The organism is Raineyella sp. W15-4 (genome assembly GCF_033170155.1).
In the GTDB taxonomy this organism is placed as follows: Bacteria; Actinomycetota; Actinomycetes; order Propionibacteriales; family Propionibacteriaceae; genus Raineyella.
On the sequence record NZ_CP137079.1, the window covers coordinates 1795585 to 1809131 of the forward strand.

Annotated in this window: 14 protein-coding genes; 6 read left to right on the forward strand and 8 right to left on the reverse strand. The window is 70.2% G+C overall.

Annotated elements, in window-relative coordinates:
- The first annotated feature begins 3 nt into the window (after nt 1-3).
- The gene (locus R0145_RS08375) at nt 4-393 is read left to right on the forward strand and encodes an RNA polymerase-binding protein RbpA (RefSeq protein WP_317839913.1); all 390 of its coding nucleotides are present in this window, start codon (nt 4-6) and stop codon (nt 391-393) included.
- Nucleotides 394-503: 110 nt separating this feature from the next.
- Here R0145_RS08375 and R0145_RS08380 read toward each other — a convergent pair whose 3' ends face one another.
- Together R0145_RS08380 and R0145_RS08385 are read right to left on the reverse strand one after the other, a co-directional pair.
- The gene (locus R0145_RS08380; RefSeq protein WP_317839914.1) at nt 504-1319 is read right to left on the reverse strand and encodes a polyprenol monophosphomannose synthase; all 816 of its coding nucleotides are present in this window, start codon (nt 1317-1319) and stop codon (nt 504-506) included.
- A gap of 9 nt (nt 1320-1328) precedes the next feature.
- Complete coding sequence (locus R0145_RS08385; RefSeq protein ID WP_317839915.1) at nt 1329-1949, reverse strand: hotdog domain-containing protein; 621 nt, start codon at nt 1947-1949, stop codon at nt 1329-1331.
- A gap of 176 nt (nt 1950-2125) precedes the next feature.
- Between R0145_RS08385 and R0145_RS08390 the strand changes: the two genes are divergently transcribed.
- Both R0145_RS08390 and R0145_RS08395 read left to right on the forward strand, forming a co-directional pair.
- Nucleotides 2126-3079: a 5'-3' exonuclease gene (locus R0145_RS08390; RefSeq protein ID WP_317839916.1), complete on the forward strand. Its 954-nt coding sequence runs from the start codon at nt 2126-2128 to the stop codon at nt 3077-3079.
- Nucleotides 3076-3744, forward strand: a complete 669-nt coding sequence (locus R0145_RS08395) for an antibiotic biosynthesis monooxygenase (RefSeq protein ID WP_317839917.1) — start codon at nt 3076-3078, stop codon at nt 3742-3744. The genes R0145_RS08390 and R0145_RS08395 overlap by 4 nt, the downstream gene beginning before the upstream one ends.
- 272 nt (nt 3745-4016) lie before the next feature.
- Here R0145_RS08395 and R0145_RS08400 read toward each other — a convergent pair whose 3' ends face one another.
- Entirely contained in the window at nt 4017-5291 is a 1275-nt protein-coding gene (locus R0145_RS08400; protein WP_317839919.1) for a sensor histidine kinase, read from the reverse strand.
- Between the two features lie 446 nt (nt 5292-5737).
- Between R0145_RS08400 and R0145_RS08405 the strand changes: the two genes are divergently transcribed.
- Nucleotides 5738-6415 (forward strand): response regulator transcription factor, encoded by a 678-nt coding sequence (locus tag R0145_RS08405; RefSeq protein WP_317839920.1) that lies wholly within the window; start codon nt 5738-5740, stop codon nt 6413-6415.
- Here the strand turns inward: R0145_RS08405 and metW are convergent.
- Both metW and metX read right to left on the reverse strand, forming a co-directional pair.
- On the reverse strand, nt 6369-6998 hold the full coding sequence (metW, locus tag R0145_RS08410) for a methionine biosynthesis protein MetW (RefSeq protein ID WP_317839921.1): 630 nt from the start codon (nt 6996-6998) through the stop codon (nt 6369-6371). The two genes, R0145_RS08405 and metW, sit on opposite strands and share 47 nt — an antisense overlap.
- Complete coding sequence (gene metX, locus R0145_RS08415; RefSeq protein WP_317839922.1) at nt 6995-8185, reverse strand: homoserine O-acetyltransferase MetX; 1191 nt, start codon at nt 8183-8185, stop codon at nt 6995-6997. The genes metW and metX overlap by 4 nt, the downstream gene beginning before the upstream one ends.
- A gap of 217 nt (nt 8186-8402) precedes the next feature.
- Between metX and R0145_RS08420 the strand changes: the two genes are divergently transcribed.
- Nucleotides 8403-9536, forward strand: coding sequence for an AI-2E family transporter (locus R0145_RS08420; protein ID WP_317839923.1), 1134 nt, complete (start codon nt 8403-8405; stop codon nt 9534-9536).
- 120 nt (nt 9537-9656) lie between these two features.
- Nucleotides 9657-10085, forward strand: a complete 429-nt coding sequence (locus R0145_RS08425) for a hypothetical protein (protein WP_317839925.1) — start codon at nt 9657-9659, stop codon at nt 10083-10085.
- Nucleotides 10086-10287: 202 nt separating this feature from the next.
- Here the strand turns inward: R0145_RS08425 and R0145_RS08430 are convergent, their stop codons facing one another.
- The 3 genes from R0145_RS08430 to R0145_RS08440 all read right to left on the reverse strand — a co-directional run bounded on the left by R0145_RS08430 (nt 10288) and on the right by R0145_RS08440 (nt 13533).
- Nucleotides 10288-11496, reverse strand: a complete 1209-nt coding sequence (locus tag R0145_RS08430) for a M23 family metallopeptidase (protein WP_317839926.1) — start codon at nt 11494-11496, stop codon at nt 10288-10290.
- A 181-nt stretch (nt 11497-11677) separates the two neighbouring features.
- Nucleotides 11678-12376, reverse strand: a complete 699-nt coding sequence (locus R0145_RS08435) for a hypothetical protein (RefSeq protein ID WP_317839928.1) — start codon at nt 12374-12376, stop codon at nt 11678-11680.
- 182 nt (nt 12377-12558) lie between these two features.
- Nucleotides 12559-13533, reverse strand: a complete 975-nt coding sequence (locus R0145_RS08440) for an NADPH:quinone reductase (protein WP_317839929.1) — start codon at nt 13531-13533, stop codon at nt 12559-12561.
- Nucleotides 13534-13547 lie beyond the last annotated feature (14 nt).

The following is a 13547-nucleotide window of genomic DNA, read 5'->3' on the forward strand; positions in this document are numbered from 1 at the left end:
CACATGGCTGATCGTTCTCTGCGCGGATCCGGCCTCGGGTCCAAGAGTTTCGAGGACGAGGTGGGTGTGGACTTCGCCCCGCGCCAGGAAGTGGGCTTCGACTGCCCCCAGGGACACCACTTCGAGCTGACCTTCGCCGAGGAGGCCGAACTGCCGACCGTGTGGGAGTGCCCGCGGTGCGGTCAGGAGGCCAAGCGGTCCGACGGCGTCGAGCCCGAGGTGAAGGAGGCGAAGCCTCCGCGTACGCACTGGGACATGCTCCTGGAGCGTCGCTCGCTCGCCGATCTGGAGGAACTCCTCTCGGAGCGGCTGGAGGAGGTCCGGACCACCGGTGCGATCAGCACCGACGAGTACATGCGCCGGACCACCCCGCCGTCGAAGAAGCACCGCTGACCCGGTGCCGACCGGCACTGCAGCGAGCCCCGGACCATCCGGTCCGGGGCTCCGTCATGTCAGGGCTCCCGTCAGTCAGGACTCGGCAGGTCAGGCTCGGTCACGCGACCTCAGGCGGCGGGGGTGACGCCGCGCGGGCCCCTGCCGATCAGCCGCCGCAGCTGCGCGCCGCGCCGCTTCAGCCCCCAGGCGGTGGTCCGGGCCAGCGACTCGAAGAAGATGCTCCGGTCCAGCTTCGACTCACCGTACTGGCGCTCCTCGAAGGTGATCGGCACCTCGACCACGGAGTGACCGGTTTCGAGGGTGTTGATCGTCATGTCGGTCTGGAAGAAATAGCCGGCTGCGGCGATGTTGTCCAGACCGATGTCGCGCAGCGTCTGGGCCCGGAACACGTTGTAGCCCCCGGTGACGTCCTTGACGCGTACGCCCAGCAGGATCCGGGTGTAGAGGTTGCCGGCCCGGGAGAGGTACTCGCGCGACTTCGGCCAGTTCACCACCGTGCCACCCGGCACCCACCGGGACCCCTTGACCATGTCGGCGCGGTCGAGCGCCGCCAGCAGCCGGGGCAGTTCCTCCGGGCGGTGCGACCCGTCGGCGTCCATCTCCACCAGGACGTCGAAGCCCTGCTCCAGCCCCCACCGGAAGGCGGCGACGTACGCCGCCGCCAAGCCCTCCTTGCCCCGGCGGTGCAGCACGTGGATCCGGCTGTCCGCGCCCGCCAGGCGATCGGCGATGTCGCCGGTGCCGTCCGGGGAGTTGTCGTCCACCACGACCACATCGGCCGACGGGACGGCGGCACGCAGCCGGCCGACGATCGACTCGATGTTCTGGGCTTCGTTGTAGGTGGGGATGCAGACCAGGACCTTGCGATCAGACCCTCCCGGGATCTGCTGGGCGGTGCTGGTCCGGGTGGTGGGTTGCGTCATCGTCGTCTGTCATTCCTCGTTGTGGTCGGTTGCGGTGTGGTCGGTGGCGGCCTGAGTGCGCGACCGCAGCTCCGCGGCGCGCTTCTCGATCTGTTCCCGAGCATCCCGCGTCCACCGCAGCCAGGTCTCCTGGAGGTCCCGCAGTCCTGCCCTGGGATCGAGCTCGGGGCGGTCGGGCACCTCGGCCACCTGGGTGCCCCACGGCGTCGGCGGCTCCGGCAGCGGATTCGCCACCACCACCGTCGCGTTCGCCCGGGCGACCACCAGCGGTCGCTCCAGCACGTACGAGGCGGTGGGGGGCAGCTTCGGATTGTCCTCGTCGAGGCGCTGCGCCTCCCGACAGGTCACCCTGGCCTCCATCCCCAACTCGCGGCTGGTGCTGCCGACGCCCACGACGACGGCCTCGACCTCCAGCACGTCGCCCGCATAGATCGGGGCGAGGAAGTCGATCTCGTCGTACGCCACGATGGCGCCCTCGTCGGCATCGGTGCGGATGCACACCTCGGTGGCCGCATCGGAGAGCAACGACATCGTGTACGAATGATCGACCTGGCTGCCCGAGTAGTGGGTGTGGTTGTGGCCGACGTACCGACTGTGGGTGACGGTGAGGCCGATGCGGGGATCGCTCATGGCACCACGATACCGGTCGTCACCGCGGCGTCCGGTCCGGCTCTCCGGGAGGGATCGTCTGCACGGACAGGTCGCGCGGTCGCCGCCTCGGCGCGCTCCTCGGGGCCGATCCGGTGGGCCCGCCGCGATGGATCAGTGGGCTGACGGGAGGTGCTCGCGGGCGGCAGGATGGGCCCATGGCCGCGCCGCAGCTGCTCGTCGTCGACACTTCCTATCTCTTCTTCCGGGCGTTCCATGGGGTGCCCGGAACGCTCCGGGGGCCCTCCGGGGAACCGATCAACGCGATCCGCGGCACGCTGGACACCATCGCCCGGCTGGTGGAGGAACGCCGTCCCACACACCTGGCCTGCGCCTGGGACCAGGACTGGCGGCCCCGCTGGCGGGTCGACCTGCTGGCCTCCTACAAGACTCATCGGGTCGCCGCCGACGGGCATTCCGAGGAGATCCCCGAGGAGCTGTTGCCGCAGATCCCGGTGATCCGTCGGCTGCTGACCGCCCTCGGGCTGCCCGTCCTCGGTGCCGCCGGGGCGGAGGCCGACGATGTGATCGGCACCCTGGTGGCGCTCTTCGCCGGGACCGGGACGGTGGCGGTGGCCAGCGCGGACCGTGACTTCACCCAGCTCGTCGACGACACCGCCGGTGTCGGGCTGCTCACCCCGGTGGGACGGACCCCCGGGTGGCGAGAGATCCACGAGGCGGAGGCCCGCGAGGCGTACGGCGTCGACCCGGCGGCGTACGTGGAGCTGGCCAGCCTGCGTGGCGACAGCTCGGACGGCATCCCCGGGGTTGCCGGGATCGGCGACCGGACGGCGGCGCGGCTGCTGGCCCGTTACGGTGACCTCGCCGGCGTCCGGCGGGCCGCGGCGGACGGCGCGGTCGAGAAGGGTGGCCTCAGCGCGCGCCAGGCCGCGTCGATCCGGGCCGCGGCGGACTACCTCGAGGTGGCGCCGCGGGTGATCCGGATCCGGCGGGACCTGCCGCTCGGCGTCACCGCCGAGGAGCTGGCGCTGCCCCGCGAGGTGGCCGATCCGGCCGTCTGGGCACAGCTCGTCGAGGCGTACGGCCTCGGCTCTCCCGCGACCCGGCTGGCCGAGGCCCTCGGCCTCCCGATCAGGAAGGCACCACGATGAGTCACCCCACCCCCGAACCGGCGGCGATCACCCGGATCGCGACCCGCTACGCGAAGCCGGGACACGAACACGAGTACGAGGAGATGGCCCGCGAGATGTTCTCGCTGATGCGGCAGAAGCCGGGCTTCCTCGGTGCCGACCTGATCCCGCCGGAGCAGCCGGGCGATCCGTACCACGTGGTGGTGCGCTACCACGACGACACCGGGTTCGCGGCCTGGGACGCCAGCCCGGAACGGGCCGGGATCCTGGACCGGATGCACGCAGTCGCCCTGGGCGAGCCGGTCCACCGTCGGCTGTCCGGCCTGGAGGCGTGGTTCGAACCGGCGGTGGTGCCGGCGAGCATGAACCCGCCGAAACACCGGATGGCCCTGGTGACCTGGGTCGGGATCTGGCCCACCGCCACCTTCTTCATCTGGCTGCTCAGTACTCTGCCGCTGTTGCCGGGTGGTCTTCCCCTGCTGGCGCCGGTGCCGTTCCTGGTCCGGACCGCCGTGATCACGATCTGCATCACCGTGGCGATGACCTATCTGGTGATGCCGCGCCTGCTGACCCCGTTGTTCAAGGGCTGGCTGGTCGCCGGCGCCCGGAAGGCCGCTGCGAAGCAGCAGACCGAGGCGCGGCCGGCCGGCCGGCAGCCCGACGGTGGGCCGGTGGTCGGGCACTAGATCCGCAAGCGGGACCGGCGAGGATCCCACAGAAACGGAGACGGTGGTGAGCGTCCGGTCCGAACCCGGAGCTCACCACCATCGACGGGGCTGGTCGAACAGGCTCACGACACCTCTGTCGAGGCACCCCGCACCCGTCCGCCCGGACCCTGGTTCCGCCGATCTCCTTGCGGGGATCGCCCCCCGAGCACGCCAGACTCTATGGGTTCGGATCGACCGCGAACAGCCTTGGGGGCGAAAATCCCCCGAATGGGGGGCATGACCTCCGGGACTCAGACGGTGCGCTCGCCGCTGAGATGCTCTGACCTGTCGTCGGCCGCCGCGGACCGCCATCTGTCGGTCCCACCGGCCAGCGGGATACGGACGGTCACCAGCCATCGTCCGTCGTCCACACCGGCATGGAAGAAGCCACCCAACCGGACAGCACGGGCCTCCATGTTCAACAGCCCGTGGTGTCCCCCCGGCCCCAGCGCACTCTCGGGCTGCACGTCGTCCCCCCGCAAGGTGTTGGACACATCCATCGCCACCGCCTCCTCGGTGACCTGGACCGTCATCCCCACCCGGGCGGACGAGGGTGAATGACGCAGGATGTTCGTCGTGCACTCCTGGAGGATCCGGATGCACTCGATCTGGATCGAGGGTGACAGCTCAGCGGCCGCAGCGGCGTCGCCGGTGAGGCTGACCCGGCGTCCGCTGCTGCGCAGTACCGCGACCAGGTCCGACAGCTCCCTGTCGACATCGATCGATGCGACGGCCCTGTCGAGCGGAGCGCGGTCCTCCAACACATCGACGATGTGGTGCATCGACAGGATGGCTTCGTCCAGAGCCGCGCGCACGGCCGAAAGGTCTGTGGTCGCGGTCGACGGTGTGGTCCGTTCACGTGCGGCACCTCCATCGGCCGGATCGGGACCGGTGAGTCTCTGCACCTGGAGGGCGGCACGTGTCAGGGCGTGCCCGATCGAGTCGTGGATGTCCCGGGCGAGGAGCAGCAATTCCTGCTCGTACGACTGCTGCTCGAGCTCCTGCACACGTGCCACCTGGTGGGCGTGCTGCTCACGTTGGAAGAAATATCGTCGTGCGAAGATGCCGATCGATGTGGCCAGGAAGACGACAGCAAGGATGAGCGCCAGGAATTGGTCGCGGTGCGCCGGGACGAACACCGCTGTGGTGGCGGCCACCCATGCTGCCGCCCACACACAGGTGAGCGCCACCCACTTGCGTCCGCCCAGTGCGATGATCGTCAGCAGGCCGGTCAGGATCAGTACCCAGGTCCACTCGTAGTCCGTCCAGTAGAAGCTCAGTGCGATGGACGGCACGGTGGACAGCAGGAACCATCGGGGTGTCCACACCGCGATGAGGAAGGATGCGTACGCGAACACCCAGAGGCTGATGACCTCCAGAGGTGACCTGCCGCTGAGGCCGCCGACAGTGAAGAACACCAGTCCGGTGTCGGCGATGAGAACGGCCCCGATCAGCGCGGTCATGGTGATCTTGAGTCTCCGGTCGGCGCGGCGCATCCCCCAGCCGGGCATCGGGCTCGTGTGCATGGTCTCCATCACCATCCATCAGTATCAGTTGTCGCCTAGGGGCACAGCCACGGCGTCTAGGGGCACAGCCACGGAAAGATAAGGCACGGGTCGGGTGAATCGACGTCGGTGGTCACCACGACCGATGGTGACCCGGGCCACCGTTCCGGTGTCCCCGGAAGCACAGCGACCACGGGCTGGCCCGCGGCCATCCACATGGTGAGTACCATGACGACCAGCTTCATGACTGTTTCCCCCGGATCAGATCATCATCTGCGATGCAGACGTCCGCCCTGACGGATTCCCTGCCGGGCCCTCGATTCCCTGGGCGTGTGCTGCGGATCCTGCTCGTCGAGGTACGAGCCCCTCCCCTGGCATTCTTCCACGACTCGGCGCGACGCGAACCTCACCCGACCAGGGGCGCTTCCCGGACCGGTCCACGCTATCGAAAAGCTAGGCTCATCGGCATGGACAAGATTCTGGTCGTCGAGGACGAGGATGATCTGCGCGCCCTCATGGTCGACCTGGTCCACCGTGAGGTGCCGGTTGCCGACGTCCGGGGCGCCGCGTCCGGGGAGGAGGCCATCGCGGCCTGCGACAAGGAGGCCTGGGACCTGGTGCTGATGGACATCAGGATGCCGGGCATCGGCGGCATCGAGGCCACCAAACGGATCGTGGCCCGTCACCCGGACGCCCGGGTGGTGATGATGACCAGCGTCGAGGACTCCCGCACCGTCCGCCTCAGCGTCGCCGCCGGGGCGCGGGGCTACGTGGTCAAGGGGCTGTCCGGCCGGCTGGAGGCGGTGGTCCACCGGGCACTCGGCGACGTCCCGGTGTCGGCCGAGGCCCTGGACACGCTGATGGACCACGCCCGGCAGACCACCTATGCGTTGACGCCCGGGTTCAAGCCGCTCAGTGCCCGCGAGCGGGAGGTCTTCTGGCTGATGGCCGACGGCCTGTCCAACAAACAGATCGCGCATCGCCTGGTCCTCAGCCCGAACACGGTCAAGGACCACATCACGAGCATCCTGGTGAAGTGCCGGGTCTCCACCCGCGCCGCCGCCATCGTCGCCGCCCGCGAGAACGGGCTGGTCGATCTCACCGAACGGTCCCGGGGTCGGCAGGCCGGGAATCCCGCGGGGTGAGCACGTAGATGGCGTTGGCCGCCATCAGGTTCGCCCAGCGAGCCGGGTAGTCCCGCTGCCGGCCGTCGGGGGTGGACAGCTGGCGTTCCCAGACGTCCAGTCCGACCACGTCGAACAGGTCCTCCAGGTCGGTGAGCGTGGACAGGTGGATGTTGGGCGTGTCGTACCAGGCGTGCGGCAGCTCCTTCGACATCGGCATCCGGCCACGCAGCAGCACCCAGCGGTGCCGCCAGTAGCCGAAGTTCGGCACCGAGACGATGCACCGCGAGCCGATCCGGGCCATCTGGGTCAGCACATCGCGGGGCTTGTAGGTGGCCTGCAGCACGCGGGACAGGATCACCACGTCGTACGATCTGTCGCCGAACTGGTCGAGTTGGTGGTCGATGTCGAGCTCGATCAGCGGGACACCCTTGGCGATGGTGTCCAGCGCCGCGTCGGGGGCGATCTCGACGCCGGTGCCGGTGCAGCCGCGCCGGTCCATCAGGTAGCGCATCAGGCTGCCGTGTCCGCAGCCGAGGTCGAGCACCCGCGAGCCGTCCGGCACGAAGCGGGTGACGACCGTCTGGTCCGGTCGCAGGGTCATCGGTCCGCCTTCCCGGCCGCCCGGTCGGCGGCGGCCCGCTCGTACGCCACCCGCCGTAGGAAGGCCGCCACCGTGCGATGGTAGTCGTCGATGGTCAGCAGGAAGGAGTCGTGCCCCCACGGGGAGCGGATCTCCCGGAAGCTCACCGGCACCCGTTGGCGTTCCAGCTGCCGGACGATGGCCCGGGAGTGGGTGGTGTCGAAGCGCCAGTCGGTGTCGAAGGAGAGCACCAGACACGGCGACCCGGCGGCGGCCAGCGCCGCGGCGGCGTCCTCCTCCGCGAACGGGTCGAAGTAGTCCATCACCCGGGTGAGGTAGAGGTAGGACAGCGCGTCGAACCGGGACAGGAAGACCCGCCCCTGGTGATCGAGGTAGCTCTCCACGGCGAAGTCCACTCCGAAGCCGCGCCGGGCGTCCTCGCCGAACTGGTAGCGGCGGCCGAACTTCTGGTCCATGCCGGCCTCGGACTGATAGGTGATGTGGGCCATCATCCGGGCGATCGACAGCCCGGTGTCGGGGCTGGAGCCGACCTCCAGGTAGCGGCCACCGGCGAACCCAGGGTCGCGCATGATCGACTCCCGTGCCACCGCGGAGAAGGCGATGTTCTGGGCGTTCAGCCGGCTGGACGCGGCGATGATCACCGCGCTGCCGACCTGCTCCGGATACGACAGTGCCCACTGCAGGGACTGCATGCCGCCCATCGATCCGCCGACGACGGACAGCAGGTGGTCAACCCCGAGGTGGGCCAACAGTTCGCGGTGCACGGTGACGAAGTCGGCGATCTGGAGCAGCGGGAAGTCGAGGCCATACGGACGGCCGGTGGTCGGGTCGGTCGACGCCGGTCCGGTCGTGCCCTGACAGCCGCCGAGCAGGTTGTCGGCGATGACGAAGTAGTGGTCGGTGTCGATCGGCCTACCGGGACCGATCATCGTGTCCCACCACCCCGGCCGATGGTCGTCCTCCCGGTGCCGGCCGGCGGCATGGGCGTCGCCGGTGAGGGCGTGGCAGATGAAGACGGCATTGTCCCGGGAGGCGTTGAGGGTGCCGTACGTCTCGTACGCGACGTCGACCTCGGGCAGCACCGCGCCGCTGGCCAGCACGAGGGGGTGGTCCCCCTCGAACAGTCGTACGGTGTGTTGCTCGACGATCCCCACCGAATCCTCGGCGGACGGGGGGCGGGAAGTCATGGTGGGTATTGTGTCACCTCCGCCTCACCGGGGGCCGGGCGTCCGTGAGCCGGAGCGCCGGTGCCCGGACGCCGGCGGCACTCGCTGGACGGCCGGCCCCGCCCGGGTCGATCCCGGGCGCCGACGACCACCGCAGGATCACCCGGCGCGGGGGAGGCCGCCGTGACCGGGCGCCCCTATGCTGAGGCCGACTCAGGCAGGACACAGGGGGGACGTGATGTCGGTGAGTGACGGCAACGCAGGACAGCGGGTGGGCGGCCCCGACCTGGCGTGGTTGCGTCGGGCGGGAATGACGAGCTGGTTGGCCCTCGGGGTCATCGCCCTCGTCGTCGTGTTGGCCGGGGCGGTGAGCTCCATCAGTGGCATCGTGATCCCTGCCGTCATCGCCGTGATCCTCGGCACCGTCCTGGAACCGCTCGTCAGCTGGCTCAGACGCCACAAGGTGTCATCCACGCTGGCGACCGTCACCGGACTGGTCGTGGCGCTGCTGGTGGGTGTCGGCCTGGTCGCTGTGGTGGTCTGGGGCTTCATCCGGCAGCTGCCGGAGATCACCAGGCAGCTCCTGATCGGCTGGGAGTCCTTCCTGCAGTGGGGGCGCAGCCTGGAGATCGATTCCGTGTGGCTGGACCACGCCCGTGCCGCCGTCCAGCAGTATGCGCCGTATCTGGGGCAGGGCGTTCTGGGAGCGGTGACCAGCACCTTCTCCGGCGCGGTGTCCTTCGGGGTGGGCACCTTCTTCTCGGTGTTCATCCTCTTCTTCGTGCTCCAGGACGGCCATCAGTTCCCCGGCTGGCTCGCCCGGGTGACGAAGCTCGACGCCGGGCTGGTCCAGGAGGTGGACGACCTGGTCAAGGATTCGCTGCAGGGCTACTTCAGGGGTGTCGCCCTCACCGCGCTGATCACGGCACCCGTCTTCATGATTCCGCTGCTCGTGATGCGCGTCCCGCTGGCCGTTCCCATCTTCATCCTGTACTTCTTCCTGTCCTTCCTCCCCTACATCGGGCCGTGGATCACCGGTGCATTCGCGGTGCTGATCGCCTTCGGGTCCGGCGGTGCCCTCGCCGCGCTCGTCATCGCTGTCAGCCTGCTGGCGTCCAACGGCACGATCCAGAGTGCGGTCAGTTCCTGGGCACTCGGTTCGGCGCTCGAGGTGCATCCGGTCGCCGTGCTGCTCGCGACGATCGTCGGTGGCACCGCCGCCGGCATTCTCGGCATGATCCTCGGCCCGCCGCTGCTGGCGGCCATCATCCGGTCGGTGACGGCGGTCCGGGCGCACCGGACTGCCGCCACCGAGGACGACGGTGATCCCGCGGCGAACGGGGTCGCTGCGGGGTCGGCTGCCACCGCCTGACCGTCGCGATGATCGACCGGGCGTTTCGGAGGCGAATCGTGGGCCGCACAAAGCACGCTCGACTAGGATGAATGGTCCCCGGTGGCAGTGCGGCCGCTGGGTCGACGGGAGGAGGCAGCCATGTTCGACCACCCGCTGCTGGAGTTCGGTGAGCGCTGTGCCGAGGCCGGCTTCGTGCCGATCGGTGCGCGCGGTGAGCTGTGGCAGGCGATCGGCGCCGAGGAGAGGGCCTGTTCACCTGCGGAGGATCCCACCGAGGGTGTGCTGTCGATCGACGGTGTCGGTCCCGGTCGTTGGGACGGCTGGCACGGCAGGATCGCGACAGTGACCGCCAGCCTCCCGGTCGGCCCGGACCAGATCGATGCCGAACAGCAGGAACTCGTTCGGGAGATGTCGACGATCTTCGGCGATCCCCACGTCCTGACCGGGCAGCGCGACCGCGTCTACCGATGGCCGCTGGAGCAGTGGACAGTCGAGGTGAGCATCGACGGTGTGGAGCGCAACCGGGTGGAGCTCACCCTCGCCGACGCCGAACTCGTGCCGCGCTGAGTCGTGGCCGCCGTGTCCCGGGCCGTCCACTCTGGACGCTTCCGTTCGTCCCTGGACATGTCCACGCGTGCTGACGCGTCTGGGGACATCAGGACGCGTTGGCGCTGAGGGCGCGGGGGTGTGCGGCTTGAGGGTACAGAGGGTGAGCCGCACAGCGGGCCGCGGCCGAGCCGGTCGGCCCCCACCCGCGCGGCGGTCGGAGTCAGGGCGTGACGCCCTGGGAGGCCAGCCAGACCAGCGGATCGGTCGCCGAGTAGGGCGTCAGCAGGCTGCTGCCCCGCGGGTAGTACTCGAAGTGGAGGTGCGGGCCGAAGGTCCGGCCGGTCAGACCGACGAACCCGATGATGTCCCCGGCTTTCACCTTCTGGCCGGGTCGCACCGTCGAGGCGAGCAGGTGGGCGTAGAGGGTGGAGCCGTCGGTGTGGGTGAGGATCACGTGGGTGCCCGCCCAGTCACCGGCCACCGGCACCGTCACGGTGCCGTCGGCGGCAGCGCGGACCGGGGTGCCGATCGGAGCCCCGAAATCGACGCCGGTGTGATAGCTGGCCCAGGTGCCGACCGCGCCCCAGCGGGCGCCGACCGTGTACTGGCCCCTCGCGATCGGCGTCAGAGTCCGGCCGGTGGCGGCGCCGATCGTCCGACCGAGTCGGTTCAGCTCGGCTGGTACCGACGCCGGCCGGCTGCCATCGGCCAGGGGACGGACGAGGGTGCCGTCGGGCAACCGGATCCCCGTGTCGCCGGAGAGCTTGCCCGCCTCGAGGGCAGCCTGCTGGGCCTGGAGCAAAGCGGCCTCGGCCGCGGCCCTGTTCTTCTCGTCCACCAGGCGGGTCTGCTCGGTCCGGATCCCCTTGGCCGCATCGGCCTGGGCGGCCACCCGCTTCGCCTGCTCGCGCGAGGTGTTCTCCCGGGTCTCCTGCTCGGCGCGCGTCTGCTGGTCCGCGACCCGCTGAGCGGCCGAGAGATCGACCAGGGCACGGTCGAAGTCCGGCGCGGCCGGGCCGTTCGCGGCCTTGGCCGCCACCGCGGCGCCCGAGTCCAGGTAGCCCGGGGAACCCTCTGTCGCGGTCGTGGTGACGGTACCGGCCGCCGCCGGCGCCGGGGCGACGGCCGCTCCGGAACCGGACGGTGCAGGCGACGGCGCAGGGCCGTCGCCGGCCGATGACGCGGGGGATGATGATCCGCCATCCGACGACGATCCGCCCGAGCCGGCGGTGACGGCCACCAGATGATCCCCGGGGGCCGGTGCGACCGACCTCACGTCACGGTCGGCGCCGTGGGCGTCGTTGGCCTGGTGGGTGAGGCCGAGACCGCCCGCGACCAGCAGCCCGATCAGTGCGATCGCGACCGCCAGCAGGCCGGCGCGGCCCCATCCGCCGGGCGAGCGTGGAGTGATCGGTTGCGCTCCTGCCATGCCGTTCCCCCTGGGTCGGCGCGGCCCCCCGCCGCGTACGGCATCAGCCTAGAGCGGAGGGGTCGCACGACGGGGGCGCTGAGGAAGAACTGTGGACAAGGTCATCCATCGGTTCACCTGTCCACAGGAACGTGGCGGATCCCACACACGTTCCCCGGCGTCCACCGAACCTCAGCGGTGGTCAGGCCGCATCCGAGGCAGACCGGTCAGGATGCTGCTCCTCGGATCGCTTCTCCTCGGCGATCGCCCGGGCCACCTGACCGGACTCCTCGCGGGCCAGGGTGGTGCGCAGCCGGTCGTACGACACCTCCCAGTCACGCACGGTGCGACCGTAGCTGTGCAGGAAGCTCGGATCGGTGTGCGCGAGCCGCCACATCGTCCGGGCGTCGTCGCGGTCCGGGTCGGACGGATCGGTCTCGATGCGGTCGAGCACCGCAGCGATCCGGATCACCTCACGGCAGGTCTCCCCGGTGACGGTGACCGTGTGGCGCTGGGCCAGCAGTCGGCCCCGGTTCGGCAGCGAGGCGAGCAGGACGGCCGCGGAGACCAGCACCGCCAGGGCGATCGGGATCACCACAGCGGCGGACTGCACGAAGAGGGCGAGCAGACCGCCCAGCACGAGGGCGGCGAGGAAGCCGCGGATGGCCCAGCGTGAGCCCACCTCGATCATCCCTGCCCGGTCGTCGCGGAACAGGGTGGCGTGGATGATGTCCCGCTTCCACCCGGGCAGCCGTGGCTCGCACACCGTGTACGAGCGCTCCAGACCGTCGTCGGTCTCGATCCACCGGGACCAGCCGAAGCGGGTCCGCTCCACGACCGTGGTCGGTCGTCCATCGCGGTCCGGCCGGGTGACGGCCTCAGACCTGAGGGCGGTGTCCATCCGCATCTCCTTGCGTGTCATACCGGGGAAGTTGCACGACAGTTCCACTGTCACATCGGACGGCGGAGCCACGCGAGCGACACGCCGCGCATTCCCCAGTCACATACCCAGTCAACAGCTCCCTCCTTGGTCGACGGTGAGCCCCTCGGTCGAGGGCGTCTCTGCCGTCGGTGTGTCTCGTCTCAGTCGACAGTGAGAACGACCTTCCCGTGCCGGTGCCCGGTGGTGACCAGCGCGAAACCGTCCGCGATCCGCTCCAGCGGCAGCCGGTGACCGACCAGCGGCGCCAGGGTGCCGTTCTCCAGTCCGGCTCCGATCGCCGCCAGGGCCTGCCGGGTCTGGGCCGGGGTGATGTGCCACAGGGCGACACCGAGGATCGCGGCCTCGGTGCGCATCACCAGCCGCGGGGTGATCTCGACCGGCGTACGGGCTCCGACGACCACCACCCGGCCGTTGCGAGCGAGCAGGCCGAGGTCGGCTTCGAGATTGTTGCTGGCGGCCATCTCGATCACCACGTCGATGCCTTCGGGGGTGGCCCGGCGCAGCTCTTCGACATGGTCGGTGGCGCTGTGGTCCACCACGACGTGGGCCCCCTGCCGGGCGGCCAGTGCACGACCCTCCGCGGTGCCGGCGGTGGCCAGCACCCGGGCGCCGTGGGCCCGGGCGAACTGGACGCAGGCCTGGCCGACCCCGCCGCTGGCCCCGTGGACGAGCACGGTCTCCCCCGGGCGGAGATCGGCACGCTGGAACAGCGCCCGATACGCCGTCGCGTACGGCACCCCCAGTGCGGCCCCCTCCTCGTAGCCGACGCTGTCCGGCAGCCGCCGGACGACCCGGGCCTCGGCCACGTGATACTGCGCGAAGGCCCCGTCGCTGGCGGCGAGGATGCCGGCGACGAACACCCGGTCCCCGACCGCCAGCCCGGTCACCTCCGCGCCGATCGCGTCGATCTCCCCCGCAGAATCGAAGCCCGGCACCCACGGCAGCGGATTGTGGAAGAACTCGTAGCCACCCCGCACCATGTAGGTGTCGGCGGGATTGAGGCCTGCGGCACGGACCCGGACACGCACCTGGCCGGGCCCCGGCTCGGGCTTCACGGTGTCGACGTAGCGCAGCACACCGGCGTCTCCGTGCTCGGTGATCTGGACAGCCCTCATGGATATCCCCCTCG

What these genes read in the sequence shown, in the direction of transcription:
- R0145_RS08375 (WP_317839913.1), top strand. Translation starts at nt 4, where the DNA reads ATGGCTGATCGTTCTCTGCGCGGATCCGGCCTCGGGTCCAAGAGTTTC.
- R0145_RS08380 (WP_317839914.1), bottom strand. Translation starts at nt 1,319, where the DNA reads ATGACGCAACCCACCACCCGGACCAGCACCGCCCAGCAGATCCCGGGA.
- R0145_RS08385 (WP_317839915.1), bottom strand. Translation starts at nt 1,949, where the DNA reads ATGAGCGATCCCCGCATCGGCCTCACCGTCACCCACAGTCGGTACGTC.
- R0145_RS08390 (WP_317839916.1), top strand. Translation starts at nt 2,126, where the DNA reads ATGGCCGCGCCGCAGCTGCTCGTCGTCGACACTTCCTATCTCTTCTTC.
- R0145_RS08395 (WP_317839917.1), top strand. Translation starts at nt 3,076, where the DNA reads ATGAGTCACCCCACCCCCGAACCGGCGGCGATCACCCGGATCGCGACC.
- R0145_RS08400 (WP_317839919.1), bottom strand. Translation starts at nt 5,291, where the DNA reads ATGCACACGAGCCCGATGCCCGGCTGGGGGATGCGCCGCGCCGACCGG.
- R0145_RS08405 (WP_317839920.1), top strand. Translation starts at nt 5,738, where the DNA reads ATGGACAAGATTCTGGTCGTCGAGGACGAGGATGATCTGCGCGCCCTC.
- metW (WP_317839921.1), bottom strand. Translation starts at nt 6,998, where the DNA reads ATGACCCTGCGACCGGACCAGACGGTCGTCACCCGCTTCGTGCCGGAC.
- metX (WP_317839922.1), bottom strand. Translation starts at nt 8,185, where the DNA reads ATGACTTCCCGCCCCCCGTCCGCCGAGGATTCGGTGGGGATCGTCGAG.
- R0145_RS08420 (WP_317839923.1), top strand. Translation starts at nt 8,403, where the DNA reads ATGTCGGTGAGTGACGGCAACGCAGGACAGCGGGTGGGCGGCCCCGAC.
- R0145_RS08425 (WP_317839925.1), top strand. Translation starts at nt 9,657, where the DNA reads ATGTTCGACCACCCGCTGCTGGAGTTCGGTGAGCGCTGTGCCGAGGCC.
- R0145_RS08430 (WP_317839926.1), bottom strand. Translation starts at nt 11,496, where the DNA reads ATGGCAGGAGCGCAACCGATCACTCCACGCTCGCCCGGCGGATGGGGC.
- R0145_RS08435 (WP_317839928.1), bottom strand. Translation starts at nt 12,376, where the DNA reads ATGGACACCGCCCTCAGGTCTGAGGCCGTCACCCGGCCGGACCGCGAT.
- R0145_RS08440 (WP_317839929.1), bottom strand. Translation starts at nt 13,533, where the DNA reads ATGAGGGCTGTCCAGATCACCGAGCACGGAGACGCCGGTGTGCTGCGC.